The following is a 26,113-nucleotide window of genomic DNA, read 5'->3' as shown; positions in this document are numbered from 1 at the left end:
TCAGGTATTGAGCCTTCGGCCTAGGCTGGTTGTCAAATGAAACGCCGGAACTGGAAAGGCCCAACGGCGGCACTTCAACAGGGACGCTGGCCGTCAGGTGGAATGAGCTTCCCGCGTGTCGCGGGAGTCCCGACGGCTGCGAAGCATACGGACGATCCGCTCCCCGAGGTCAAAGACGGCATCGGTCAGCCGGCCGCGCAGGCCCGGCCGGCGCGCCGGCGCCTGCTGCGCCGCCGCCTCGAGATCCCAGGAGCGGACCGTGGCCAGGAGCGCGGTGTCGACCTCGATCGGCGGCTGCCAGCCCAGGTCTCGGACGATCTCCTGGTCGTCAAAGACCACGTCCCTGGTCAGGGCCCGGACGATCTTGCCGCAGCCGGCGAAGCCGGCGAGCAGGCCCAGAAGCGAGGTCGGGCAGGGCCAGAGGTCGAGCTCGCGCTGCATGGCCTCGGCCAGTCGCTCGACCAATTCCGGGGTCGAGACCGCCTCGCCGTCACTGATCGAGAAGGTGTGGTCGCCAGCCGCCGGGTTTTCGAGACAGGCCTCGATCGCGCTGACCAGGTTACCGACGAAGAGCAGGCTCATCTGGTTCTGCACGCTGGCAAGCGGCAGCGGCCGGTCGCGCAGGATCGCCTCGGCCATAGCGCGCAGGGCGCCCTGCTTCTCTGGGCCATAAAGCGGCGGCAGGCGCAGGACCACGAGCTCGATCGGGGCCGTGGCCACGGTCTTGCGCAGAATCTGCTCGGCCTCGTACTTGCTGGTCTCGAAGCCGGTTGGATCCTCGTCGCGCTCGGCGGCGCGCACGCCGACCGAGCTGAGGAAGATCAGGCGCTTGACGCCGCGGTCCACCGCCGCCTGGGCGAGAGAGGCCGTGCCGGCCACGTTGATCTGGTTGTGGGCCACCAGCCAGCGGCCCGAAGGTTCGGTGAAGTCCTCGGTGGTCCCGGCGGCATGGACCACGATGTCGACGCCGTCGAGAGCGCTCCCCCAGTCGGTGTGGTCGTCGATATCGCCGATGGCAACGTAGTCCACCCCCTCCTCGGCGTAGGGCGGGCGGGCCCGCAGGGCACCGCGGACGGCATAGCCCCGGCGCGCCAGGAAGCGGCAGACATGGTGGCCGACGAAGCCGCCGGCCCCGGTGACCAGAACTGCCGCCTTGCGGTTCTCTTCCGTCATCTGCCCGATCCAGGCCTTAACCGAACTCCCACCTCGCCCGCGTTTCCGCAGGCCTCGCTAAGGCTAACGCGCCATTTCTTAAGCCTTTGTATCTTGGAGTCTTTTCTTCTTTTTTGTCGTAAATTCAAAGGTTTGTCAGACCTGCCCGCAGGAACCGGAGCCGCAGCGCGCAGCGCCGTTGACGACTCCGGGGCGCTCGCCCCATGTTAGGCGCTGGCGGGTCCACCGCGGGGGACAGATGCCCGGGCCGGCGGCTCGGCCGGTCCAAGAGGGAGAGGTTCTCTTGCCCGAATACCGTATCGCAGCCATCCCGGGCGACGGGATCGGCGCCGAAGTGCTGGGTGCCGGCCTGCGCATCCTCGAGGCCCTGGCGGCCCGCGAGCCGGAGCTCGAGCTGCAGGTCGAGAGCTTCCCCTGGGGCTCCGACTACTACCGCGAGCATGGCCGGATGATGCCCGAGGACGCGCTGGAGACCCTCAAGGGCTTCGACGCAATCTACTTCGGCGCCGTCGGCGATCCCGAGGTCCCTGACGACGTCACCCTCTGGGGCCTGCGCCTCGCCATCTGCCAGGGCTTCGATCAGTACGCCAACCTGCGGCCGGCCCGGATCCTGCCCGGCGTCAAGAGCCCGCTGGCCGGAGTCGCCGGCGGCGACATCGACTGGATCATCGTCCGCGAGAACACCGAGGGCGAGTACGCCGGGGCCGGCGGCCGGGTCCATCGCGGCCTGCCCGAGGAGCTGGCGGTCGAGACCGCGGTCTTCACCCGCGGCGGCATACGGCGGGTCCAGAAAGTCGCCTTCGAGCTGGCCCGCAGCCGCCGGCGCAGGCACCTGACCCTGGTCACCAAGTCCAATGCCCAGCGCCACGGCATGGTGCTCTGGGACGAGGTCTTCGCCGAGCTGGCCGCCGACTACCCCGAGGTCACGACCGAAAAGGTCCTGGTCGACGCCATGACCACGAGAATGGTCCTCAAGCCGGCGAGCCTTGACGTGGTGGTCGCCTCGAACCTCCACGCCGACATCCTGAGCGATCTCGCGGCGGCGCTGTCCGGCAGCCTTGGCATCGCGCCGACCGCCAACCTCAACCCCGAGGGTGCCTTTCCCTCGATGTTCGAGCCGATCCACGGCGCCGGCTTCGACATTGCCGGCAAGGGGGTCGCCAACCCGGTCGGCGCCTTCTGGTCGGCGGCCCTCCTGCTTGAGCACCTCGGCCAGTCCGGCCCCGCCCGCGCCCTGATGACCGCGGTCGAGCAGACCCTGGCGGCGGGCGTCCTGACCCCGGACCTGGGCGGCGATGCGACCACCGAAGAGGTCACGGAGCGGGTCCGCCGTGCCCTCCAGGGCGAGAACGCCTGAGACGCCTAACCCATAAGGGCCTCGGCCGATCAAGCGGTTGTGAAGAGACTCAAGGCCTTGTGATTGGCCCGTGACGCCCTGGCCGCGCCAAGCTGGGCCAACATGAACCTGCGCAAGCGCCTCATTGCCGGACTGCGGTCTTTCGGGCCGGTTTTGCCGGCTGCGATCCTTTTGGTCCTGGCACTGCCGGTCGCAGCGCCGGCGAATCCCTGGCAGGCGGCCTGGCCGCGGACCGATTTCTCGCTGCACAGCGTGCCGCTGGAGGAGATCATCTCAGGCGGCCCGGGCAAGGACGGCATTCCCTCGATCGACGAGCCGCGCTTCGTCTCGGTCGCCGAGATGCAGGCGCGCGGGGAGCTCGCGCCCCAGGAACCGGTGATCGGCTTCGCCGTCGAGGGCGACGCCCGCGCCTATCCGCTGCGGGTCCTGACCTGGCACGAGATCGTCAACGACGAGGTCGGCGGCCTGCCGGTTGCCGTCACCTATTGCCCGCTATGCAACTCGGCGGTGGTCTTCGACCGCCGCCTCGACGACCGGGTCCTGGAGTTCGGGGTAACCGGCAAGCTGCGCAAATCCGACATGGTGATGTACGACCGCAACACCGAGAGCTGGTGGCAGCAGTTCCTCGGCGAGGCCATCGTCGGCGAGCTGACCGGCAGCCGGCTAAAGGCGATTCCGGCGCGCCTGGAGGCCTGGGAGAAGTTCGCGGCGCGTCACGCCGACGGCAAGGTCCTGGTGCCCAGCGGCGACGTCCGCCGGGCCTACGGGGTCAATCCCTATCGCGGCTACGACCGGTCGCAGACGCCCTTCCTCTACCGCGGCGACTATCCCAAGGACATTGCGCCCATGACCCGCGTGGTCGCGGTCGGCGCCCAGGCCTGGAGCCTGCCGCTGCTGCGCGACAAGGGCCGGATCGAAAGCGGCGACCTCGTGCTGACCTGGGAGCCCGGGCAGAGCTCGGCCCTGGACAGCGCGAACATCGCCGAAGGCCGCGACGTCGGCAACGTGGTGGTGCAGCGTAAAAGCGAGTCGGGCCTGGCCGACGTCCCTTACGACGTGACCTTCGCCTTCGTGTTTCACGCCTTTCAGCCGGAAGGGACTTGGCATCTGAAGTGACCGGGACGACAGGATCCGCCTTCGGGCGGTCACGGGGCGTGGGGTGGTTGTGGCACGGGCCGCCTCACGCCCTACCTTCTTTCGGCCAGCGGCTTCAGCTGCCGACGGCGGCGATGCAGCGGTCGGAGGTCCTCTGCAGGTAGGCCGTGAAGTCGCTCCGGGCCGCCGCGGACCTGATCGCCCGGTTGACGGCACGCTCGAGGCCGTCCATGAGGCGATCCTGGTCCTGGCCGGCTGCCTGGCTGTCCAGCCAGCGCTGCGCGGCCGCCTCGCTCAGGGCGAGGAAGTGATCGGCCGGGCTCGCAGCACCCTCCCCAACGCCCCGGGCCGGCACCGGGCCGGCGTGGGCCAGCAGGATGGTCGCCATGCCCGTGAAGACGGCGAAGCACTCCGCCCAGTCTTCTCCGGAGAGCTCGGGCCCGAGGGCTTGGCTGGACCGCTGTGCGAGGACCGGCGTGGCCAGCAGAAGGGCGCAAATCCCAAGGACACAAGCTCTCATATCACTCCCCCATAATCCATAGAACAAGCGATATAGAATAATTATTGCCAATATTATAACAAGACTGTCTTTTATATCGGTTTATATTTTCATTTTATTTGTCTAAAATTCCTGAGATTTCCGATCACGCGGCGCTCGACCGCACCTGCCGGGCCATGAACGCGTCGAAGGCCAAGGCGATCACCTCGGCGCCGGCGCCGGGCCGATGCGCGGATTCGCTCAGGCTGCGGCGCCAGGCCCGGGCGCCCGGCAGGCCGTTGAACAGGCCAAGCATGTGCCGCGTGATGCACTTGACCGGCACCCCCCGCGCGGTCTCACGGCGGGCGTAGACAATCATCGCCTCGACCACCGCCGCCCGCTCGACCGCCGGGCCACGCTCGCCGAAGAGCCGGCGGTCGGCCTCGGCCAGGAGGTAGGGGTCCTGATAGGCGGCGCGGCCGATCATGACTCCGTCGACCCGCGCCAGATGGGCCTCGGCCTCGTCCAGGCTCCGGATCCCGCCGTTGATGACGATCTCCTGCTCCGGCCGCTCGGCCTTGAGGCGATAGACCCGGTCGTAATGCAGCGGTGGGATCTCGCGGTTCTGCTTCGGGCTAAGGCCCTGAAGCCAGGCCTTGCGGGCGTGCACCGTGAAGCTGCGGCAGCCGGCCGCCGCCACGCTGTCGACGAAGCGCAGCAGGTCGGCGTAGCCGTCCTGATCGTCGATGCCGATCCGAGACTTCACCGTGACCGGAATTTTGACCGCGTCCCGCATCGCGGCGATGCAGCGGGCGACCAGGTCCGGCTCGGCCATGAGGCAGGCGCCGAAGCGCGCCTGCTGGACCCGGTCGCTGGGGCAGCCGACGTTGAGGTTGACCTCGTCGTAGCCCTGGGCCTCGGCCAGGCGCGCGCAGGCGGCCAGGTTCTCCGGCTCGGCCCCGCCAAGCTGCAGCGCCAAAGGATGCTCCGCCGGGTCGAAGCCGAGAAAGCGCGCCCGGTCGCCGTGCAGCACGGCTCCCATCGGCACCATCTCGGTGTAGAGCAGCACGCGCCGGCTGATCAGCCGCAGCAGGTAGCGGCAGTGCCGGTCCGTCCAGTCCATCATAGGGGCAACGGAAAGTCTGCGGTTTACACGGAACGTCACGATACGGCCCTGAAAATAATCGGTTGGCGCAGGTTATAGACGCTTTTCCGGTCGCGCGGAAACCGGTCGCGAAGACACTTCAAAAGACCTCATGGAGGTGGTACCGCTGAAGGCGGCGTTTCCACCGCGCGCAGAGTGCACCGTGACGGTCGAGCGGCCCAACGAGGCGTCAGCCAGGCCCTCGCCGCCGGCCACGCGGAGAGCGGCGGGAAAGACAAGAGCCACAGAAGACGGAGGAGCGGAACGCACGTTGGCCACGAACGCGGACACCTGGATCGGCGTCGTCACGCCGAGGCTGCTGCGCCGGCTGGCCGGGGAGCGTTACTTCGACCGCGGCGAGGCCTATTTTGCCGATGGCGCGGTGACGTCGCTCCGCCCCGACGACAGCGGCATCAAGGCGACGGTCCAGGGCACACGCCGCTATCGGGTGCATCTCTGGGTAGAGGACGGAGAACTCGGCCACCACTGCACCTGCCCGATCGGATATGAGGGCGGATTCTGCAAGCATTGCGTAGCCGCCGGTCTCGCGTGGTATGCCAGCGGCGAGACCAGCGCGGGCATCCAGGACCCATCGATCCCATCCGACGGGGGTGTGCGGGGCTACCTGCTGGAGCTGGACAAGGAGACGCTCGTGTCACTGCTCCTCGAGCAGGCGGACGAGGACGAGCGCCTCTACCGCAAGCTCACGCTTCGGGCCGCCCAGGCGCGGCCGGGAGGCGCGGACCCATCGGTTTGGAAGGAGACGCTCGACGCCGCCCTCGAGGTAGACGACTACGTTCACTACCATGGGGCCTACGACTATGCTGGCGGCATCGAGGAGGTCATCGAATCCCTGGAGGACCTGCTGCAAGGCGGACAGGCGGAGAGCGTCATCGGGCTGGCCGAATACGGGCTGGACGCGATTGAGGAGAGCCTCGAACACGTCGATGACTCCGACGGCTATATGGGCGGCCTGCTCCAGCGGCTGCAGGAGCTGCATCTGGAAGCCTGTCGGGTCGCGCGGCCCGACCCCGTGGATCTGGCGGAGCGGCTGTTCGACGCGGAGATGGACTCGGACTACGACATCTTCCACGGAGCGGCTCTCGTCTACGCCGACCTGCTGGGCGAGACTGGGCTCGCGGCCTATCGCCGGCTGGCCGAGGCGGACTGGGCGACAATTCCGGCCCTGGCTCCAGGCGATGAGGATCTGAATCGGTACGGCCGACGGTTCCGGATCACCTCGATCATGGAAGCCCTAGCACGGGCGTCGGAGGATTTCGACGGCTTGATCGCCGTTAAGTCCCGCGACCTCTCGTCGCCTTACGCCTTCCTTCAGATCGCCGAGCTCTATCGGGACCGGGGAGACGCGGACGGAGCCCTCGACTGGGCGGAACGAGGCTGGCGGGCCTTCCCGGGCAGGCAGCGGGACGAACGGATCCGCACGTTCATCGCCGACGCCTACCAGGCACGGGGACGCCACGACGAGGCCATGGCGCTTATCTGGGAGGCGTTTGCGGAGTATCCCTGTCTGGAGACCTACCTTCAGCTGAAACGGCACGGCGGACGCGCCGGGATGTGGCCCGGCTGGCGCAACAAGGCCCTGGCCCTGATCCGTGAGCGTATCGCCGACGGGGAGGCGGAGCCGCCGGGTCCGCAGCTCTGGGCGCGTGCGCCATCACGGGATCATTCTCTGCTTGTCGAGATCTTTCTGGCCGAGGGCGATCCGGCCACCGCCTGGCGCGAGGCCCAGGCCGGCGGCTGCGCCGAAGGCCTCTGGCTTAAGCTGGCAAAGACCCGGGAGCGGAGCCACCCGGAGGACGCCGTGCGGATCTACAAGACCCGCGTCGCCGCCCTACTCCGCGACACGGGCGACAGGGTGTACCAGGAGGCCGTCGGCTTCCTGGAACGGATCAAGACACTCCTGGACCGGTCCGGCGCGGCAGCCGGCTTCCGGCCCTACCTGACCGAGGTGCGGGCGACGCACAGGCGCAAGCGCAACCTGATGAAGATGCTCGATCGGAAGGGTTGGGGAACAGGGGGTTGGGCCGGCTCGAGCGAAACACTTATTGCGGGACACACGGCATGGGCGACGCCGAGGACGACTGGGACGAGACCGATATCGAGGAATGGGAGCGGCGGGAGGACGAACGGGCCCTCTCGCCAGCCGGCATTGCGGAGCAGAATAGTCTGCTGCTTCGTCAGTACGGGCACTTTCGCCGGGCGGCCGACACCGTGACCATGGCCTGGCGGGACCGCCCGGAGGTCGCGGCCTTGGCGCTGATCGGCTCGCTGGCGGTGATGCCATGGAAGGAGATTCCTCGCTTCTCTCCCTACCGCCGGGAGAGGATCGCGCTGTGGCACGATTGCAAGGACGTGGACCTGGCTGTCTGGCTCACGGATCTAAGCGATCTCAATGGCTTCCGCCGTGCCAAGGACCGGGCCCTGCGGCAGCTCTTGGAGGAGACCGGGATCGGAGTCGCATCCCATCAGCTCGACGCCTTCATCCTCGATCCCGGCACGAACCGCTATCGCGGTCGGCTCTGCCAGTTCAATCGCTGTCCCAAGGGAAAGCGGGAGTGCCTGGTACCCGGCTGCGGCGCGGCCGAGTTCCTTCAGCAACACGAGGATTTCCAATGGCGACCGGAATCCTTGGCCGAAGACCGCGTGGTCCGTTTGTTCGACAGCTCCAGCGGCCGGCTTGCCCGTGCCGCCGACCTCCCCCTGCCCGAAGACGAGCACACAGACGCCCCATAGCGGAGCAACGACATCGCATTTCGTGTCGTGCCACGGCAAACTCGACCGGCAGGCGGCCGATCTTGCAAAAGCAACTTCAACGGAATAGAACGACAGCGTTGCTGTCAGCCCATTCAATGCTGTCACAAGAGGCGATATCGTGGCCACGCTAACGATCCGGAACATCGACGACGAGACCAAACGCCTGCTGCGGCAGCGGGCGGCCCGCCACGAGCGCTCGATGGAGGAGGAAGTCCGGCAGATCCTCCGATCGGCCGTGGCGCCACATCCGGCGGGGGGCAAGCCGCTGGGCGATCTGCTGGTCGAGCTTTCGCGTCCCGGGCTTGAGCTGCCGGACGTCCGTGACCGCAGGCCGCATGAACCGATCGCGCTGTGATTCTGCTCGACACCAATGTCGTTTCGGAACCGCTGAAGCCCAACCCCGATCCCGCGGTCGTGCAATGGCTTAACACCCAGGCGGCTGAAGACCTCTATCTCCCAGCGATCGTGGCAGCCGAGCTCTACTACGGCTGGTCGATCTTGCCGGAAGGCCGGCGCAAACGGGTGAGCGGTGACCTGATCGGGCGGGTCGTAAGTCAATTCGAAGGGCGCGTCGTTCCTTTCGACCTGACGGCCGCCGTCGAGTACGGCCGCCTCATGGCGACCGCCAGGTCCGCCGGCGTCGGTCTTCCGATCCTCGACGGCCAGATCGCGGCGATCGCGAGGGCACGGGGCGCCGCTCTTGCGACGCGCAACGTCGGGCACTTCGAGCAAACGGGTATCCCGCTTCTCAATCCGTGGGAAGGCATTGGATAATCCCCTTTGGGAACGAGGCTTGCGCCAACCGGGCTCATACCGCAAATCCCTTGCCAGGGCCGCTGATTCCCCATTCCACCTCTCGAGGATTCACACCGCCACGTCGTGCCTGTGCATACATGGCGCACACGACATGGCGACCTTTACAAAGCCCTCTCCGGTAAGTGGCGCGGCCAAGTGCGGCGCAAGGGAAGGTATGCCGTGGACACCTTCCGTCGCAAGAAGGATGCCGAGTCCTGGGCCCTCGAGGTCGAACGGCGCTTCGACCGTGGCGAAGAGCTCGTCACGAAGCGGGCAGCCGTGGCCCGGACATTCGGCGACCTGATCGTCATCTACGTCAACGACATGATCGAGGTTGGGAAAGCGCCCCGCGGTTCCAAGTGGCAGGCCAGTCTGGCCGGTTGCGCCGAACCGTCCCTGGTCAACGATCGCCAGGCTGCGGCCCGGCGAAGTCTATCGGCAAGCTTCGCCGTTCTCCTTCTCGCGATCCCGGGCGGATAAGGGCTGAGGACGCCGGAACCGGCGGATCGTTCGAGCGGCCCAAAGCGAGCCACGGCGCTACCGGCCCACACGCCGGCGTGATCGGCGCCCCGACGGCCAATCGAGCCTCGGCCGACCCGGCCGGACTCCCCGTTAGGAAAGCACTCAGGAAGGGGTTTTTCACGGCCTGGCATCGGCGGCCCAGCCTGTTTGGGACGCGCAAGACAGAGTCAAGTCTTTGGCAGGAGAATTCTGCAAAACCGGCCGCGAAACAAGCAGGACTCAATGTAGAAGGACCATCCCCAAACAAAAGAGTTAAGACAACAAAATTATGAAGGCAAAAACCTGCGGCTCGCCAGTCGCGTGTTCGGATTTCTTCATGTGGCGCCCCCACTTTGACGTTTAGCACAAGATGATCACAACATGAATATATCGGCAGCTAGGCACAGGAGCCATATGTCCACCGTCAGCGACCATGAGACAGATTGAGGTGTTTTGCTAAGGGAGGGTTTCTGGCTCATCGTAGCCCATCGAGGTAGCCAAGATGAGACAGAAATCCGGGCCGCAGGAGACGGCCGAGAAGCACGTCAAAGACATTCGCCGCAGGACTCGGCGCAAGTACTCCGCTGAAGAGAAGATCAGGATCGTTCTGGAGGGCCTCCGCGGGGAGTATTCCATTGCGGCGCTGTGCCGGCGTAAGGGGATCGCGCAGGGCCTCTACTACAGCTGGTCGAAGGAGCTCCTTGAAGCCGGCAGGCGCCGGCTCACCGGCGATACCGAGCGTCAGGCCACTTCCGGTGAGGTCACGAACCTGCGCCGGGAGATGCGTGACCCCAAGGAAGTCGTGGCCGACCTCACCCTGGAAAACCGCCTCCTCAAAAAAGCGTAATCGCGGATGGGGACGACCAAGAATGAGATATGCCGCATCCGAGACGCTCGAGATCATCCGGCTGGTCGAGTAATCCCACCTGCCCGTGAAACGCACGCTGGAGAAGATCGGCGTATCACGCCCAACCTTTTACCGTTGGTATGATCTCTACCAGCGCTTCGGCGAGAAGGGCCTGAAAGACAGAAGAGGTGGATCGGGCCGCGTCTGGAACCGGGTTCCGGACGACGTGCGCAAGCAGGTGATCGAGCTTGCGCTCGAGCAGCCCGGACTCAGCCCGCGGGAGCTCGCCATCACCTTTACCGACGAGCAGGGCTACTTCGTCTCAGAGGCCAGTGTCTACAGGCTGCTCAAGGCCCATGATCTCATCACCAGTCCGGCCTTCGCGGTGATCAAGGCAAGCGATGAGTTCACAGACAAGACGACCGCGCCGAACCAGCTCTGGCAGACCGACTTCAGTTATCTGAAGGTCATCGGCTGGGGCTGGTTCTACCTCTCGACCATCCTCGACGACTTCTCACGATACGTCATCGCCTGGGAGCTCTGTACCACCATGAAGACGGACGACGTGACCGACACGCTGGAGCTGGCACTGGAGGCTCTGGGCTCAGCAACGCGACTATTGCGCATCGGCCGCGGCTTCTGTCGGATAACGGTTCGAGTTACATTGCGGGCGAGCTAGCAGACTGGCTCAGCGACCACGGCATCGGCCACATTCGCGGTGCCCCGAACCATCCCCAGACGCAAGGCAAGATCGAGCGTTGGCATCAGACGCTGAAGAACAGGATCCTCCTGGAAAACTACTTCCTGCCCGGAGGCCTCGAAGCCCAGATCGATGCCCTTGTCGCCCACCACAACCACCGTCGCTATCACGAAAGCCTCGGCAATCTCACCCCCGCCGACGTCTACTTCGGACGCGGCCAGACCATCCTGCTCGAGCGGGAAAACACTAAAGGGAGAACCATGAAACTTAGGCGTTTGCAGCACGCTCACTCGGCTGCATAAAGATCAACCCAGATGAGCCAGATCCTCGCTTAGATCAGGCCGCCTTGGGTCAGCACGGCGACGGTGTCGAAGACCTGGAAGGCCGTGATCGAGGTGATGACGACAACGAACAAGGTCGTCGGCGCCAGAAGCGGCCAGGAGATACGCCAGAAGCGTTCGAAGCCGCGGTCGGCGCCGTCGAGCGCCGCCGCCTCATAGACCTCATTAGGAATTGCGGTCAGACCGGCGAGGAACAAAACCATAGTGAAGCCGGTCAACTGCCAGACACCGATAGCGGCCAGAGCGTAGAGGGCGATCTCGGGATCGGTAAGAAAATCCAGGCGCGGGAAGCCAATTCCGGCAAGGACCGCATTGATCGGACCAATACGTCCATGCAATAGGTACTGCCAGACCACCGCCATCGCGACCATGGTGCTGGTCACGGGTAGAAAGAAGACGACCTCGTAGAAGCGACGGCTGCGGCCTCGCCGATGCAACAGCAGGGCCAACAGGAGGCCGAGCGCGACCGAGACCGGCATGACGATGCCGACGTAGACGAGCGTGTTCCCGAGGGCGCGCCGCGCCCCGGCATCTGCCAAGAGCTTCTGATAGTTTTTCAGCCCGACAAACGAGAGGCGGATCTCTGCTAGAATGTAATCGGTAGCGCTGAGGATCAGCACGCTGATCAAAGGGAGCAGAATCAGCGCGAGAAGGAGCAGACCGGCCGGCGCGACGAAGGCGTAAGCGAAGAGCGAGAACGTCCTCGCATGGGGCCGTCCAGCCGGGCGCAAAGCCCGGGACGCGGGCGTGTCAGAAGAGTCTGCGCCGAGCGCCGTCATGCGCTGAGCCCGATTGCCGGCAGCGGCAGTACCGAGCCCGTGTCGCACTCAATTCGCCGGCCGCTTCCATCGAAGAAATGCATCCGCTCGATCGGTGCGACGATCCGACAAAGACCGCCGGCCAGGCTCGCAATCTCATCACGATGGGACGCCCCAATGCGGAGCGCGACGGGGGTATGCGGGTCGGCCTCTAAGCGAAGAGGGATCACAAGGTCGGCCCCATGGTCCTCCACCTTGGCGATGCGGGCCTCGAAGACGGGTTCCTTGCAGCCGGCAGTCTGCAAGCGCTGCAGCAGCAGATCCCCAGGCCGGATTGCTACGGTGGTTGGCGCTGTGGCGGAGGGACTCACCTCCTTCGGCAAGGTCTTTCCAAACAGCGTCCGCACACCACGCGAGCCGGCCCCTACCTCAAAGACGTTGATCGGATGGCTGCCGGTGAAGCGCGCGACCCGAAGATCGAGAGGACGGGCTTAGATCTCCAAGGGCGTTCCGACCTGCAGCAAGACGCCATCCATCATCACCGCCACCCGCGCGGACATAGTCATCGCCTCGACCTGGTCATGGGTGACGTAGACAAAGGTGATGCACAGCTTTCTATGCAGATCCGTCAGTCCTTGGCGCATCTGAAGGCGCAAACGAGCATCGAGGTTCGAGAGAGGCTCATCCATCAGGAACACGGATGGCTCGGGCACGATCGCGCGGGCCAGCGCAACTCGCTGGCGCTGGCCGCCGGAGAGCTGCCTCGGGCGGCGTGACAGGAGGTCATCGATCTCCAGGAGCTCCGCGACAGCGCGGACCTTGCGTTCGACCTCGGAGCGCTTTGCCCTTGCACCGGACACCGCTCGGCCGAGCCCGGGAAAGCGCCGCGTAAAAGAGAGCTGCCGCATGATCAGAGGCATTGCGATATTGTCGAATACGGTCATATGCGGGTAGAGCGCATAGTTCTGAAAACCATCGACAGTCCGCGGTCCTTGGGCCTCAGGTCATCTACGGGGCGTCCCGCGATCTCGATGCTGCCCGCCAACTGCGCTTCGAAGCCGGCGATCAATCGCAAGAGCGTCGATTTTCCGCAGCCGGACAGCCCGAGCAGGGTCAGGAATTCACCTGGTTGGAAATCCAGATCGATTGCCGCTAGAACCCGGGTCGAGTCGTAATGCTTGTGAAGACCCCGGAGCGAAACCGCTGCGCCGTGCATGGACCAACTTCCCCGCCGTTCGGTCGAGAGGATAGTGGAGCATCGTTTCATATATATGGCAATGTATTTGGAGTATTTCTCCGGTCGATCCGAACGATTTCACTCACCGTCGGGCCGTTTGGAGAGGGCCAAAGCAAGGGCCTCGGCGACGAGCACCGACCGTGGAACATCGGTTATGGGGCTACCGTAGGTCGGTTCGTGGAGGCGCGCCATGACCAAGGTTTCACTGGCGGCCCTGGCGAGCGCGCTCTTGGGGTGGCAGGTCAAGGCGACCGTGAAGGCGCCGGCATCTCGGGCGTGCTTCAGAAACTTCACCGTGTCCGGTGTCGTGCCTGACTGCGACACGGCGATCACCGCGGCCTCGGGGCCAAGTCCGCTGGAGACCTCGTGGGCCAGCACAGGGTCACGCATCGCGGTCGCATGATAACCGAGGCGAAGCAGGCGATAGCTGATCAACTCACCGATAATGCCCGAGACGCCTGCACCAAAAAGGTCGATGCGAATGGAGGCGGTCAGGCGATTTGCAACTCTCCGAAGCCGAGGTTCCTCCAAGAGCGCACGGGTCTCGTTAATGGACCCACAAAGCAGCCCGGCGATCCGGCTTAAGGGGTCGAGTTTGCCCTCGGATCCCGGGCTTCGGGTGTCCCGCAGAGCAAGATCGGCGGACAAGGCGAGCTTGAAGTCCGTGAAGCCGTCGAATCCAAGTTTCTGACAGAGTCGCATGACACTTGCCTGACCAACTTCGGAGTAATCGCTCAGCTCTGCCAAGGATTGAAAGACCACCTTCTCCGGATTCTCGACAATGTATTGCGCGGCGCGCGCCAGGGCGCCGGGATAGCGATCCACAGCCTGATCGAGCCGGCTCAAGAGTGCTGAGCCCGCGGCCGATGCGCGCCCGATCCCGGTCAGCGCCGACTTATCACTGCTTTCGACCAAGTTCGGATCCTATAGATTCGATGGCATGGCTTCTTGCGCCAAGCGGATCATGACGGCTGACATGTCGAAAGCAAAGGGCAAGGATATCGACCGTGTTGCCGCATCTGCCCCAACTTCGCCGGGAAAAGTTCAGAAAAGGCCGAGGAGTCTCAACGGCTAAGGCCACTGCTACCGGCCCGGCCGGCCCCAAGGTCTTTGAAGTGCCAAGATCACCGACTGACGGTTCACGGTCGTCGAATGAGGGTGTCCATGCGCTTCCGAGCTAGCGCTATCGAAGATGGAATACGAGACGCTTGCCTTCCGAATCTCTGATCGCCAACCGAGAGCCCACAGATGGCGAGCCAACGGAAGACGGTCCCGGACTGATCCTTTTCCGGTCTTTGCAGCAAGCTCAGAGGTCCAACCGGGACGTAGAGAGCGCTTTGTCCTGAAGGCCTTCTGACCCTTGGCATGGCTTGGCCATCGATCGAGATTCGCGACCGCAATTCCAGTCTGCATCCTCAACCGACCGCAACTCGCCGTCACATTCGCTCAAAAAGAACAGGTTCAAATCTGGCGCTCGCAACTACCGGAACCTACCGGTCAAAGTTCTTTCTTTGTTCCGCCAAGGAGGTGTTCGGCCTTTCGATGCCGCCGCATGAGTAACCAAGTCCTTGGCCCGCAAGCACCCTTATCGGCAGACACTATTCCAGGCTGCGGCATAATTGATCCTACTGGATGACACAGAGCCCCCGGAAGGACAGCTCTCCCATTCCACTTCGTTCCGGTTGTCGATGCTGTCGCCCCCTATTTCTCCGCCGTTGACACGCCGCAGAATGAACGTGATCTGCTGCTCCGAAAACGTCGACTTCTTCATCTGGAAAAACCCTCCTCATCTCAAACCAATCCCTTCGGGCTTTTCTCACTCGATTCGGTCCAGCTTTTCGAGGAGGCCACACTCGGCGGCAGGAAGAAAATATTCAGCGGAGAGCCGCCGTCATAGCACTTGAAGGAGCGCCGCTCATAATCGAATACCGAAGGGCGGTAGTCGAACTGGCTCAAAATCTCCTGATTTTTTTCGAAATTGTGCGGATTATGCTCGATCATGACGACCGGCAGGGCCCGCGCCAACGTCTCCTTCATGCCGCGCAACACCAGATGCTCGAAGCCTTCGATATCGATCTTGACGAATGACGGATTTAGGGCGAGCGAGTCAATCGTGCGAACGGGAACCTTGACGCAGCGGAAGGTCAGATGCTTGTCGAAATCGGTGATATGGACCATGGCATGTTTGAGATTGGCGGTCGCGACATCGGGGTCATGACTGGCATAGGCTGTGATCGGAACCCCGCGGTAGATCGGCGTGTACAGTTCGATCTCCCCCTCCTCATCGCCTGCTGCGATCATTTCGAAGCGAAAAGCGGGAAGCTTTCGCTGCAGCTCTTCGAAGACCGGCCGGTAGACGGAATTGGGCTCGATCGATACGATGGGATGACCTGGCACCAGCTTGTTGATCGAGCGGGCCGAGATCCCGTCATTAGCGCCGATGTCGAGGATCGGACCATCGCCCAGGGACAACACCGTCAGCGCGTAGTAGTCGATATCCTGCGGCAGGAAAAAAGGTAGCCGCATCAGCTTGTGACGAACGAACGCATATATCCGAATATCGCGTTTGACCCACACTTTGAGTCTCGTTTTCAACCTGTCCAGCATACCGGTTCCTGATCCAACTGTTTATTTCACGAGCTCCGCTCATCCCAGGGGGACGACCAGAATACGCAGCAGACCGACCGCCAACATGACGGCCACCAATACACCGGCAATTTTGCGGCTATGCGCTGTCGATTTGAATGTCATGGGTGTTATTTTCCCCACGCTCAATGACGCAAGACGCGGGAGGGCAAATGTCCACAGCGCAACGACGGTTACGGCCAGCACCGTGGCCAATGAAAACAACCAGCCGATCCAGCCGCGCCAGACGGGCTCGAACGAAAGCGTGAGCCGCTTTGCGCCCTTTGGCACCTGTACGCCCATAAAGGCGTAGTTCACGTTTTCGAGCCGAGCGGGAACACCGTCCACCCACGCCTTCCAACCCGGGTGATAGGTATCGTTGAACAGAACGAGGCGAGGCTTCTCTGCGTTGACTTCCACGGTAATCCTGTCCCCCAGTTCCTCCTGATAGTCGAGGACAGATGCTGAGGATTCAGACGGGTTGAGCGGCGCGGGCTGATAGTCGAGGGTAAACCTATTGACAGTCACCAGCCCGCCTCCATTCCCATTGTTAAGGATCATAAGGCGGTAATGCCGATACTCCATTTCATTGTTGAAGCTCAAAGAACGCGGTTCCCGGTTCTTGCCAAATTGCCACCCCTCCGCCGTAACGATATCGCGCCATTGCTCCCCGTCGAGACTGCCCTGGAGCACGAAATCCTTGGGCGCGCGCAGATGTTCGTCCCCGGAGGCGCCGACAGCCTGGGCGGCCAGCGTGATCCTGTTCATTCTGATGGGTCGGGAATAGGTGAGTGCGATCCATTGAGGCAATGCCACCTCGGGATCGGAGTACCAAGCGCGCACCGGATCCTCAAGAGCTTCAATGCCGAAAGACGCATTGAGCCTGGACGATAGATTGATGCTCTCCAATTCGGCTGGCATGCGGCTGACGATCGCCAAATTTTGGGGCGCAAACTCGGGACTGCTGATCAGTCTCAACGCCTCTTCAACCGACAACGTCTCCCAATTTTCGAAAGACATGAAACGGGCGAGAGCCGTCGGCCGCTCAATGACCGCTCCGGACTCAGGATCCTGAACATACTTTACGCCGGTCAGATCGAGAAAGCGCTGGCCCTTGGGCCGCGTCCCCACGTACCAGCGGGCCCCGTGCCGGGTGAGACCCGGCTCGAGCGTGTCCGCCAATTTCAGGAAGCGATTCGAAATGGTCTGCTTGATTCCGCTGGTTGAGGGCAGCTTGTAGAGGCGGGCGAAATTGGTCAGCGGCTCCGCCGTGCCATAGAGCTGCGCAACGATCGGCATGCCCGTTAGCTGGGCAACCCCGTCAACTCGATAGCGCGCCAGATCCATTTGGAGCAGTTCCCCCCCGATGCCTTTGACAGGAGGCCGCGGCGTATAGAGTCTGGCGTCGGCGAAGCTGAACGGGTTCATCACGCGAAAGCTGTGGACCTTCAGGGCGACCAGCTGTTCCGTGACAAGCAAAGCCAGCAAGAGCATCCAGAACGAGCGAGCCGAGATCCGCCGCTTGATGTAAAAGACCGTGACCGCAACCCCGACGATGAGGACAGAAACAAACTTGGCCACACCAACAAGGGCAATCCGGCCCGCCGTCCATAGGTCGTAAGAAACGCCGATATCCTGGCGCCAGGGAATGATCAGGAAAACAACGGCGATGGCGGCCAGTCCCAGGGCAGTGTTGGACCGTTTCTTGGCCCTGATCGGATGCTCTTTCTCCGACATGCTGAACAGCCACAGGATAATCGCCGCGAGCCCCAGCCAGCTGGTGCCGAGAACGACCGTATGATCTGGAAAGTGATATCCTTGATTCGATAGCCCGTTCAAGATCCAGGCAATCGGCAGGGTTATGCCGGCCAGGATGAATGGGAAAATCCACCACCACCGAAAAACAAATGTCCGGAAGCGATAGGCCAATGTGATCAGCACTGCAGAGGCTGCAAGAGAAGGCAGGGTTATGATGACGGCTTCGCCAAGACCATGCTGGAGGTACCAGACCATAACCCAGATGCAGAACACATAAAGAATGACGAACAGAGCGACCAGAAGGAGTGAAAAATTCCAAAAGGGGGACACTCTGGAGCGGATTTGGCGGGTCACGATGACTCCGGCATGGGCGGCCAGAAAAACCACCCCGAGCGTCATGAAATGATCGATGGACGAGGGGTGAAAAAGCGGCCCCAGAACAAACCGCGCCAAGGTTTCAAAAGGTTCCAGATAATAGTTAAGTGCTACTGCGATAGCTACGAAAATCACGAGAAAAACAAGTCTTTTTGTGATGGTATTTGTGCGCAGGACCAAAAGAAAAAATATCAACAAAAGAACGGTCCATCCGTAATAATCCCGTGAATCGCCATCGATACTCATGTCTCCTTGTTGAAAAAGAGTAGTGATTGTTCGCGACGCCGAATAATGAACGCCCAAAGCCTCTGGAACAAAGAGGCGCAGCGCCAGCCGCGTTTCATCGATCCACCGAATCTTCTGAAATCCGGTTTGCGAAAGATGCTGGAGGTCCATGAGCAAGGGAAGTAGGCGGGCCAGAAAGAACGCAACGACCGGCAGCGACAGGCTCGCCGCCAACAAAAACAAGGTAGCGCTTGGAATCCGTGTCTTCTGGGTTGCAATCCGATAGAGGAAGAAGACCGTGATCACCAGGAACCAGTAGGCTGCCGCATTGGCCGTCGGCGACATGGCAAGAATAATCAGATCAACGGTCAATAGGAGGGCCGTCATCCCCAACGACCGGCGATGTGCCGTCCAGAACAGATAGAGCGCGATCAGCACGGCAAGCAGAGCCGTCAGATTTTCATGGGTCGTCACCGCCCAGATCGCCCGTCCGCTCAGGACCAGCATCACCGAACCGAAGAGCGCCCAACGGCGCGACCTGACTTCTTCGATCAACAGGAAATAGCTGGCGATGCCGACCAACGCATATTTCAGCGTATAGATCAGCGTCATTGCCGAGGGCCCCCAGGCGGGGGGAAGCAGGTAGTAAATCCAGTTCTCGGGCGCGTAAATGCCTGGACAGGTGCTGCACAGGGCAACGCTCGAGCCAGCGTTCGTAAAGCGGTCCCAAAAAGAAATGCTGCCCGACCAGAAGTCATCCCGTCCGGCAAACAGCATGGGCAGCTTCACGGTCAGGCTGTCGGTGCTGCCGACCAATATGCCGCCCGCCAGAAAAAAGGGCGAAAACAGGAAGAGCGCGAACAGCAGGTGAAGGCATACCGCGGCCATGTCCGCGTTTTCACGCCACCAGTCTCCGGGCCGTTCGCTTAAGCGCCGAAAACCTCGCATCCAGTTAGCTGAGTGGATCATTCTTGGATCTTCGACGTCTCAGGTGGATTTGAAGGTGTCGCCGAGTGGCGCGCCGACGAGGTAGATCATGGTGGTGAAGATGTGGGTGTTTCGGTATCCGCGGGCCCTGGCGCGGGCGGCCTGGAACAGGCCGTTGAGGCCCTCGATGCGAGCGATGTTATGGGTTGATGTCCAGCGTGGGAGATTCTTTTCGAAGGTTTCGAGCGCCTTTGCGACGGGCGTCAAGACGGCTTCGCCGGCGAGGCAGTTATGGGCACGGCGGATGAAGGCGGTCATGTAGCAATGATGTTGGAAGGAATTCAGGTGCCGCCAGGTGAACCGGGCGGAATCATGGGCCGCGCACAGCCTGTCGCGCTCCGGGCAGGCAAACCGCGCGCCGCGATCGGCGGCAACCTCCATCTGCAGTTCGTTCGGCCGCGTACCGGCTTCGAGACGCCGGCCGATCAGCCGCCACGGCGGCGCAATCCCCAACCCAAGCGCAGCAAGCACGTCGCCGGCCTCCATCGTCCATCCCTCCAGCGCCGGTTCCCGCCACCGCAGAGGTATGCGACCGGATCCTCACGAACTCAACCGATTCCATTTGGAACCTCGAGGAGCCTCATTTCTTATCTTTGGGAAGCCAAAGCAATATGAGGGCCGGAAGCCGGGTGAGCACGAGCACGCCACCAAAGACGATGGAGATGGCAAACGCCTGCTCCTGCGTGATCCCGGCAAACGGCATAAGGGCGACCATGACGCTCTCGCGAACCCCCCAGCCGGAAACCGAAATGGGGATGGCCGCGAACATCACGCAAATGGCCGCGATCGAAACAAAGGGCACAAAGGCGACATCGACAATGGCGGCCGCGGCGAAAAAATACATCGCCACGACGGACGCCAGGTTCCACCAGAAGCCGAACGCCATGGCGGCGATGAACGACCTTCTGTCCTGAGTGAAATCCCGGATTTTTCGCAAGGCCCGCTTCACCTTTGACAGGATGCCCGCATCGGGAAGCGAGTTGATGATCTTGCTCATGCGCAGGAAGCCGAAAACCATCGTCAGCAAAACGACTGCGATACCGCCATTGACCATGGTGTTGAAGGCCGCGTCTTTCGACAACGCATGAAAGGCCAACAAAAAGCCGAGCGCGCCCAGAACGGCCAGCGACAGAAGGTTGGTAAACCGCTCAAGAAAGATCGAGGCCAGGGACGCATTCAGCTTCACGCCGTCACGCGTCAGCATGATGGTGCGGCTCGCGATGCCGCCAATTGATGCCGGCAGGACCTGGTTGAAGAGCAGGCCGATGGCGGTGATGCGCAGCAGTTTCAGCCGGCTTACCGGCCCCCAGCAGAACCGGAGGCAAACCGACCACGCCAACGTTGAACTGACGACCTGGGTGAGAAGAAGAATACCGGCAAGACCGATAACAACTGGATCGGCGGTTTTCAGGTAGACGGCCACACCCTCCAGCCCGACTTTATTGAAAAGGAACAGAAGCAGGCCTACGGTTATGGCAATTTTGAAAAGAACGAGTTTCAGACTGACTTTGCGAGGTTTTTTTTCGACAGCACCATCGTATTCTATCGTTTGTTCGGAAATAGCTGACACTACCTCTTTCCCTCGTATGCCGCCCGAAACAGGATCGATGCTGTGATCCCGGCGCACTACTGCAAAGACTCTCGACCCTGCCCTTCACGAACTTCATCTGCCGCTTCTTTCGCACGCTTGGCGACGGTTTCGTTCCAATAGGAAACGCAGGGTATGCGGCTCTTGTCGCAGCGGTGTGCGTACTTCGTCGCGATCTCGCTGACTTCGTGCAAAAGCCCGGTTTCCAGCCGCGTTGGACGAAGGCCGAGCTCGATCAACCCGGCCCCTTCGACCATCAACTCGTTCTCATCCGCTTCCACGCGCGGAGTGGGAACGTAATTGATCGGCGCACCGGTCATTTCAGAGACCAGCTTTGCCAGGTCGCGCACCCGGTGCGTTTCCGTCATCTGATTGAAAATGCGCACCCTGTCGCCCGCCGCCGGCGGGTTTTCGATCGCCAGCTGGATGCAGCGAACTGTATCGCGAATATGGATAAAGGCCCGCGTCTGACCGCCCGTTCCGTGCACGGTCAGGGGATAGCCGACCGCGGCCTGCATGAGAAATCTGTTGAGTACCGTGCCGTAATCGCCGTCATAGTCGAAGCGGTTCATTAAACGCTCGTCGAGCGCAGTTTCGTGTGTATGCGTGCCCCAGACGATGCCCTGATGCAGATCGGTGACGCGGATGCCGTCGTTCTTGTTGTAATAGGCAAACATCAGCTGATCCATCGTCTTGGTTAGATGGTAAATGCTGCCCGGATTGGCGGGGTAGAGAATGTCTTTCTCCACATCTTCGCCGTTAGGTGTGGTGAGCTTGACGGCCAGATAGCCTTCAGGGATCGGAACGCCAACCGTCCCGTAACCGTAAACGCCCATCGTACCAAGGTGCACAACGTGGGTATCGACACCAGCTTCGACGATGGCCGCCAGCAGGTTGTTGGTGACACTTGTGTTGTTGTCGACGGTGTAGCGCTTGTGCCAGGCGCTCTTCATCGAATAGGGCGCGGCGCGCTGTTCGGCAAAATGAACGACCGCGTCAGGTTGAAACTCTTTTAGGAGTGTCAACAAGCGGTGGTAGTTCTCCGCCAGATCGATTGAAACAAAGTCGATCAACCCATTCGAAACTTCTCGCCAAGCCTGCAACCGGACCGACATGGGCTGGATCGGCGTAAGGGAATCCACCTCGAGTTCGATATCGATCTTGCGCCTCGACATGTTGTCGGCGATGACGACGTCGTGTCCTTGCCGGCTCAGGTGCAACGATGTCGGCCAACCGCAAAACCCATCACCCCCAAGGATCAGAACTCTCATACGATTTTCCCGTGACTGGACACTGATCAGCACCTATCGAGCGATCTATATATTATTGGGCAGGACATCTGTCAAAAATTGCTGGTGTCCCACCGTTTGGCTGGTTTGGGGCCATATGCATCTGAAAGATTTGATAGTTTTCGGCATCCGAGGGGGTTGCCGACTTGAACCCTCTGGGCCAGGGCGCAGGATGCCGTCGTCTCTGTTCGCTCGTGGGGACTGAGCCTCATCGATAACCTGATCGAACGCGGCCTAGAGCCCGGAGTCCCCCGGCTGTCCATCGTCGACGGCGCGCGGGCGCAGTCCAAGGCAATCCGCCACACCTTCGGGATAGCCGCCGCCATCTGGCGCTGCCAAATGCACAAGGGCCGCAACATCACAGACCGCCTGGACGGGCATCTCCACGCCGGCGTCAAGAAGCCGCTGCACCAGGCTGGGGACCAGCAGGACGCCGAGAAGGCCGAGCGGCTCCTGCAAAACCTGGCCCGGCGTTTCGAGCACGACGCGCCCGACGTGTCGGGATCGATACTGGAAGGGCTCGACGAAATCCTCACCGTGATCCGCTTCGGCCTGCCGCACGAGCTCCGGCGGGCCCTTGTCTGCACCAGTGCCATCGAGAACGCGGTGACCACCCTGCGAAGCGTCGGCGGCAACGTCAAGCACTGGTGCAACGCCGAGATGGCGCTCAGATGGACCGACCGGCTTGCTGGAGGCCCAGAAGAGCTTTCCTCGCTTCAGGGCCTACCGCCAGCTCCCGCCGCTCGAAAATGCCCCAGAGGAAAGCATGCAAAACGCCAAAGCCAAATCCACCCTCGACACCGTCAAAGAGGCCGCATAGCTTCATGTCCCGACGATGCCTGCCTTTCACTTTTCAACAGAAACCGGGACATCGCCCAACGACAAAGTCAACGACGAGACGGACCCGCTCTCCATGATGCAAGCACTTCAGCTCTCGATTGTCGTGCCGCTAAAGAATGAACAGGAAATCTTATATGAAAAGGTCGAAGAGCTGGCTTTGGTGTTGGACGAAGAAGTCGGCCCGGACCGCTGGAATGCTATATTGGTCGACAATGGCAGCACGGACCGCACGCCGCAGATCATTCAGGAGATCAAGGAACGCTGGCCCCTGACGCAGCCGATCAGGCTGGAGGAACCGAATATCGGCAAAGCCATGCGTGCCGGCCTCAGAGCCTCCGAAGCGCCTTATGTCTTCATCATGCCGATTGACGAGAACGATGTGCCTTTCCTGACATGGGCCTGGCGGGCGCGGGAGCATTACGATCTCATCATTGGCTCCAAGCGGCTCAATCCTGTCTTGAATGGCCAGAGCCCCTATAGGCGCTTTCTGACATGGGGACTGAACGCCATGCTCAGCCTCTTGACCGAGTATATCGGTGCTGATACCCATGGCTGCAAACTGCTTCGCCGCGAAGCCATTCTGCCAATAGACAAGCGCTGTGTGATCTCCCGCGGCCAGTACGATTCCGAACTCACGATCCGATCGGTGCGCTGTGGACTGCGCGTCGCCGAATTGCCGGTTGTCTATTCGGAAAAGCGCCCCGCCAGGGATTTCATGCTGAAGAAGATCGCCCGAAACGTGGTCGACCTCCTCCGGCTTTATCGCGCACTGAAAAACGAGCCGTTTGTAGAAGGTGTCCACTTCCACCGCTGGGCCCGCTCGGATGTCGAGGACAAGGTCCTGCCGTGGATCGGGACCATGCCCGGCCGGGCTGAAATAAGCCACTCAAGCGATTGATGAATACTGGCGGACCGCCCTGAAGCGATGAGCCCTGATCATGAGGCTGGAAGAGCGCGAACTCACTGCCTGGGGAGGAACATGCCGTACGCGTAGCCTGACCGCCGAGGCCGCTTCGCTGGAGGATTGTCAAAAAGTCCTCGAAATCGCGACCGACAAGGGCATGACGATCGCGCCGCGTGGTCATGCCTGCAGCCATGCGGATGCCTGCCTCAATAATGGTGAGATCACCATCGATCTTCAGAAGTTCAACCGGATTCTTGACTTTGACGAGGAAACCGGCCTCATCGTTGTCGAGCCGGGAGTCACATTCGCAGATGCGCTGCGCTTTAGCATGCCGAAGGGTTGGGTTGTGCCCTGCGCACCCGGCGGTCTCGATGTCACGCTTGCCGGGGCGCTTTCCTTTGATATCCACGGCAAGGACGGCGTGCGCAATGGCAGCTTCGGCGATCACGTCCGCGCCTTCAAGCTGCTGACCGCCGATGACACGGTGCTGGAGGTTGACGAAGACAGCGACAAGGCGCTGTTCGACCTGGTGATCGGCGGCATGGGATTGTTCGGCATCGTCGTCGAAGTGAAGCTGCAACTGCTGAAAGTACCGTCCTCCTTCCTGACGGTCACCAAAACCTCCACGCATACGGTGCTCGACTCCCTGAACATCCTCGATAACGAGGAGGAAGGGGGATTTGACTACGCCATCGGATGGATGGATACCTTTGCCCCCGGCAATTCTGTGGGCCGCGGCTTCATGACCACAGCCCATTGGTCCGACAAGCCTTATGACCTGACCGGCATCAACGTCGACCGGATGTTCACCACAAACACCAAGATGTTCGGGGTCATTGAAAGCAGCTATTTCTGGTCGGCGATGAAACCCATATTCCGCCCGGCCATCGTACGCTGGGTCAATCTGGCTCACTACCTGCTTGGCCGCGCCATGTATGGTAATGGCTCGACATTCGACCGCTTTTTCTCAAGTTATATCTACATCCACAACATGATCCCCAACGTCAACTACGTCTATCTTCCCGAGGGGCTGGTGACCTGCCAGCCGCTGATTCCACGCGAGGCCGGACATGAGGCGTTTCAGGGCGTATTACGCCTTTGTCAGGAGCAGGGCATCGCCTCGATGATGGCCGGCCTGAAGCGGCGACGCGGCAATGATCGGCCGGTCAGCTTCGCCCAGGACGGCTATTCCTTTTCCATCGACATTCTGCGCCGCCGGTTCCGCGACGACGAGCTGAACCGCCGCCTCGAAGCGATTTACGATCGCGTTCTCGATCTCGGCGGGCTTGTTTATCTCGCCAAGGATGACCGGCTGCCGGCGCGCTATTTCAAGGCCATGTATCCGGGGTGGACAAAGTTCTGGGAAATGAAGGAAAAGGTCGACCCGGAGCTTCGTTTTATGACCGATCAGGCGCGCCGCATTTTCGAGGTCAAGTGATGCCGGCCAACGGCGAATCAGCCGATGGAATGACACGCGTTTCCCTCCCCGCCCGCCCCGACCTCGCGTTGGTAACGGGCGCGAACTCAGGCATCGGCAAAGCGGTATCGGTGGCGCTTGCCCGAGAAAAATACCGCCTGATCCTGCTGGGTCGAGATGAAGGCCGTCTCATCGAGACCCAGAAAGAATGCAACAATGTATGCTCGGACGCAGTGAGAAAGATCGTCGCCTACGATCTGACGGACACGGAAGGCATTGCCGCGCTGACCGAAGAGATTGCCGCGGCTTGTGACGGCACACCCGGTGTTCTTGTGCATTGCGCCGGCACGGCGCCCCGGGGATACATCGCCGACCTGCCGGCAAAAGCCGTCCACAATGCCATTGCGCTTAATACCAGCGCCTTCATTGCCCTTTGCGGCGCCTTGCTTCCTGCCATGCGCCAGTCGGAAATGGGACGGATCGTCGCCATTACCTCCGGCCATGCCCTTCTCGGTCTGGCAGGTTTCGCCGCTTATAGCGCCGCTAAAGCCGGCCTTGAGCGCATCATGCAGAGCCTCAAGGCGGAAACCGCTTCCACCAATATCGAGATCGCCCTGATTTCGCCGGGGCTTGTCGCCTCCGGGCAGACGAAAGCACCAGAATGCTACAGCGATGCCATGCGCCGGCGCCAACAACCGCCAAAACGCACGGCCGAAGAGGTTGCAGAGGCAGTGGTCAAGGCGCTCGCAACCGGCACTGACGTCACGTTGGGAGCGAAACAAAGAATCGCGCGCCACCTCGCCTATTGGGCGCCTGGGTTGGTACGTTGGGCTTTTTCGCGCAGCTGATTCCAATCTGTTCAACAGGACTATTGTTTGACGAAGGGAAGTAGCCAGCCTTTGGC

Annotated in this window: 20 protein-coding genes and 3 pseudogenes; 11 read left to right on the top strand and 12 right to left on the bottom strand. The window is 61.9% G+C overall.

All coding sequences use genetic code 11. The features are described 5' to 3' along the window. Positions 1-93: 93 nt before the first annotated feature. Positions 94-1,173 (bottom strand): NAD-dependent epimerase/dehydratase family protein, encoded by a 1,080-nt coding sequence (locus QNJ30_02280; GenBank protein MDJ0942259.1) that lies wholly within the window; start codon positions 1,171-1,173, stop codon positions 94-96. A 283-nt stretch (positions 1,174-1,456) separates the two neighbouring features. Between QNJ30_02280 and QNJ30_02275 the strand changes: the two genes are divergently transcribed. Together QNJ30_02275 and QNJ30_02270 are read left to right on the top strand one after the other, a co-directional pair. Further along, positions 1,457-2,530 carry a tartrate dehydrogenase gene (locus tag QNJ30_02275; protein MDJ0942258.1) on the top strand — a complete coding sequence of 358 codons (1,074 nt, stop codon included), beginning with the start codon at positions 1,457-1,459 and terminating at the stop codon, positions 2,528-2,530. A 63-nt stretch (positions 2,531-2,593) separates the two neighbouring features. Beyond that, the gene (locus tag QNJ30_02270; GenBank protein MDJ0942257.1) at positions 2,594-3,646 is read left to right on the top strand and encodes a DUF3179 domain-containing protein; all 1,053 of its coding nucleotides are present in this window, start codon (positions 2,594-2,596) and stop codon (positions 3,644-3,646) included. A 94-nt stretch (positions 3,647-3,740) separates the two neighbouring features. On the opposite strand, the gene QNJ30_02265 is transcribed toward QNJ30_02270, so the two are convergent. Together QNJ30_02265 and dusA are read right to left on the bottom strand one after the other, a co-directional pair. Continuing rightward, the gene (locus QNJ30_02265; GenBank protein MDJ0942256.1) at positions 3,741-4,145 is read right to left on the bottom strand and encodes a hypothetical protein; all 405 of its coding nucleotides are present in this window, start codon (positions 4,143-4,145) and stop codon (positions 3,741-3,743) included. A 124-nt stretch (positions 4,146-4,269) separates the two neighbouring features. Further along, positions 4,270-5,268 carry a tRNA dihydrouridine(20/20a) synthase DusA gene (gene dusA, locus QNJ30_02260; protein MDJ0942255.1) on the bottom strand — a complete coding sequence of 333 codons (999 nt, stop codon included), beginning with the start codon at positions 5,266-5,268 and terminating at the stop codon, positions 4,270-4,272. Positions 5,269-5,518: 250 nt separating this feature from the next. On the opposite strand from dusA, the gene QNJ30_02255 reads away from it, so the two are divergent. The 5 genes and pseudogenes from QNJ30_02255 (at position 5,519) to QNJ30_02235 (ending at position 11,167) form a co-directional block, all read left to right on the top strand. Further along, on the top strand, positions 5,519-7,483 hold the full coding sequence (locus tag QNJ30_02255; protein MDJ0942254.1) for a hypothetical protein: 1,965 nt from the start codon (positions 5,519-5,521) through the stop codon (positions 7,481-7,483). Positions 7,484-8,140: 657 nt separating this feature from the next. After that, a complete protein-coding gene (locus QNJ30_02250; protein MDJ0942253.1) occupies positions 8,141-8,377 on the top strand; it encodes a plasmid stabilization protein in 237 nt (78 codons plus the stop codon). Beyond that, on the top strand, positions 8,374-8,796 hold the full coding sequence (locus QNJ30_02245) for a type II toxin-antitoxin system VapC family toxin (GenBank protein ID MDJ0942252.1): 423 nt from the start codon (positions 8,374-8,376) through the stop codon (positions 8,794-8,796). The genes QNJ30_02250 and QNJ30_02245 overlap by 4 nt, the downstream gene beginning before the upstream one ends. Before the next feature lie 201 nt (positions 8,797-8,997). After that, entirely contained in the window at positions 8,998-9,297 is a 300-nt protein-coding gene (locus QNJ30_02240; protein MDJ0942251.1) for a hypothetical protein, read from the top strand. Positions 9,298-9,820: 523 nt separating this feature from the next. Continuing rightward, a pseudogene (locus tag QNJ30_02235) lies at positions 9,821-11,167 on the top strand (IS3 family transposase). A 29-nt stretch (positions 11,168-11,196) separates the two neighbouring features. On the opposite strand, the gene QNJ30_02230 reads toward QNJ30_02235, so the two are convergent. The 9 genes and pseudogenes from QNJ30_02230 to QNJ30_02190 form a co-directional block, all read right to left on the bottom strand. After that, entirely contained in the window at positions 11,197-11,985 is a 789-nt protein-coding gene (locus QNJ30_02230; protein ID MDJ0942250.1) for a sugar ABC transporter permease, read from the bottom strand. Continuing rightward, a complete protein-coding gene (locus QNJ30_02225) occupies positions 11,982-12,347 on the bottom strand; it encodes a hypothetical protein (GenBank protein MDJ0942249.1) in 366 nt (121 codons plus the stop codon). Before QNJ30_02225 ends, QNJ30_02230 begins: the two co-directional genes overlap by 4 nt. Before the next feature lie 108 nt (positions 12,348-12,455). Continuing rightward, positions 12,456-13,180, bottom strand: a pseudogene (locus QNJ30_02220) (ABC transporter ATP-binding protein). Between the two features lie 99 nt (positions 13,181-13,279). Beyond that, a complete protein-coding gene (locus QNJ30_02215) occupies positions 13,280-14,116 on the bottom strand; it encodes a MurR/RpiR family transcriptional regulator (protein ID MDJ0942248.1) in 837 nt (278 codons plus the stop codon). 876 nt (positions 14,117-14,992) lie between these two features. Beyond that, positions 14,993-15,808, bottom strand: coding sequence for an FkbM family methyltransferase (locus tag QNJ30_02210; protein MDJ0942247.1), 816 nt, complete (start codon positions 15,806-15,808; stop codon positions 14,993-14,995). Between the two features lie 39 nt (positions 15,809-15,847). Continuing rightward, entirely contained in the window at positions 15,848-19,153 is a 3,306-nt protein-coding gene (locus QNJ30_02205; protein ID MDJ0942246.1) for a YfhO family protein, read from the bottom strand. A gap of 18 nt (positions 19,154-19,171) precedes the next feature. Beyond that, the gene (locus tag QNJ30_02200) at positions 19,172-19,657 is read right to left on the bottom strand and encodes a transposase (protein ID MDJ0942245.1); all 486 of its coding nucleotides are present in this window, start codon (positions 19,655-19,657) and stop codon (positions 19,172-19,174) included. A gap of 94 nt (positions 19,658-19,751) precedes the next feature. After that, positions 19,752-20,798 (bottom strand): lysylphosphatidylglycerol synthase transmembrane domain-containing protein, encoded by a 1,047-nt coding sequence (locus QNJ30_02195; protein MDJ0942244.1) that lies wholly within the window; start codon positions 20,796-20,798, stop codon positions 19,752-19,754. Further along, the gene (locus QNJ30_02190) at positions 20,798-22,030 is read right to left on the bottom strand and encodes an NAD-dependent epimerase/dehydratase family protein (GenBank protein ID MDJ0942243.1); all 1,233 of its coding nucleotides are present in this window, start codon (positions 22,028-22,030) and stop codon (positions 20,798-20,800) included. Before QNJ30_02190 ends, QNJ30_02195 begins: the two co-directional genes overlap by 1 nt. A gap of 222 nt (positions 22,031-22,252) precedes the next feature. On the opposite strand from QNJ30_02190, the pseudogene QNJ30_02185 reads away from it, so the two are divergent. The 4 genes and pseudogenes from QNJ30_02185 to QNJ30_02170 all read left to right on the top strand — a co-directional run bounded on the left by QNJ30_02185 (position 22,253) and on the right by QNJ30_02170 (position 26,057). Next, positions 22,253-22,868 (top strand): annotated as a pseudogene (locus QNJ30_02185) (transposase). Positions 22,869-22,961: 93 nt separating this feature from the next. Continuing rightward, the gene (locus QNJ30_02180; protein MDJ0942242.1) at positions 22,962-23,786 is read left to right on the top strand and encodes a glycosyltransferase family 2 protein; all 825 of its coding nucleotides are present in this window, start codon (positions 22,962-22,964) and stop codon (positions 23,784-23,786) included. A 40-nt stretch (positions 23,787-23,826) separates the two neighbouring features. Next, the gene (locus QNJ30_02175) at positions 23,827-25,230 is read left to right on the top strand and encodes an FAD-binding oxidoreductase (GenBank protein ID MDJ0942241.1); all 1,404 of its coding nucleotides are present in this window, start codon (positions 23,827-23,829) and stop codon (positions 25,228-25,230) included. Further along, positions 25,230-26,057, top strand: coding sequence for an SDR family oxidoreductase (locus QNJ30_02170; protein MDJ0942240.1), 828 nt, complete (start codon positions 25,230-25,232; stop codon positions 26,055-26,057). Before QNJ30_02175 ends, QNJ30_02170 begins: the two co-directional genes overlap by 1 nt. Positions 26,058-26,113 lie beyond the last annotated feature (56 nt).

It is taken from the genome of Kiloniellales bacterium (genome assembly GCA_030066685.1).
Taxonomy (GTDB): Bacteria; Pseudomonadota; Alphaproteobacteria; order Kiloniellales; family JAKSBE01; genus JAKSBE01.
This window is presented reverse-complemented; position numbering and strand designations above follow the sequence as displayed.

What these genes read in the sequence shown, in the direction of transcription:
- QNJ30_02280 (MDJ0942259.1), bottom strand. Translation starts at nt 1,173, where the DNA reads ATGACGGAAGAGAACCGCAAGGCGGCAGTTCTGGTCACCGGGGCCGGC.
- QNJ30_02265 (MDJ0942256.1), bottom strand. Translation starts at nt 4,145, where the DNA reads ATGAGAGCTTGTGTCCTTGGGATTTGCGCCCTTCTGCTGGCCACGCCG.
- QNJ30_02230 (MDJ0942250.1), bottom strand. Translation starts at nt 11,985, where the DNA reads ATGACGGCGCTCGGCGCAGACTCTTCTGACACGCCCGCGTCCCGGGCT.
- QNJ30_02210 (MDJ0942247.1), bottom strand. Translation starts at nt 15,808, where the DNA reads ATGCTGGACAGGTTGAAAACGAGACTCAAAGTGTGGGTCAAACGCGAT.
- QNJ30_02205 (MDJ0942246.1), bottom strand. Translation starts at nt 19,153, where the DNA reads ATGATCCACTCAGCTAACTGGATGCGAGGTTTTCGGCGCTTAAGCGAA.
- QNJ30_02200 (MDJ0942245.1), bottom strand. Translation starts at nt 19,657, where the DNA reads ATGGAGGCCGGCGACGTGCTTGCTGCGCTTGGGTTGGGGATTGCGCCG.
- QNJ30_02190 (MDJ0942243.1), bottom strand. Translation starts at nt 22,030, where the DNA reads ATGAGAGTTCTGATCCTTGGGGGTGATGGGTTTTGCGGTTGGCCGACA.
- QNJ30_02180 (MDJ0942242.1), top strand. Translation starts at nt 22,962, where the DNA reads ATGATGCAAGCACTTCAGCTCTCGATTGTCGTGCCGCTAAAGAATGAA.
- QNJ30_02175 (MDJ0942241.1), top strand. Translation starts at nt 23,827, where the DNA reads ATGAGGCTGGAAGAGCGCGAACTCACTGCCTGGGGAGGAACATGCCGT.
- QNJ30_02170 (MDJ0942240.1), top strand. Translation starts at nt 25,230, where the DNA reads ATGCCGGCCAACGGCGAATCAGCCGATGGAATGACACGCGTTTCCCTC.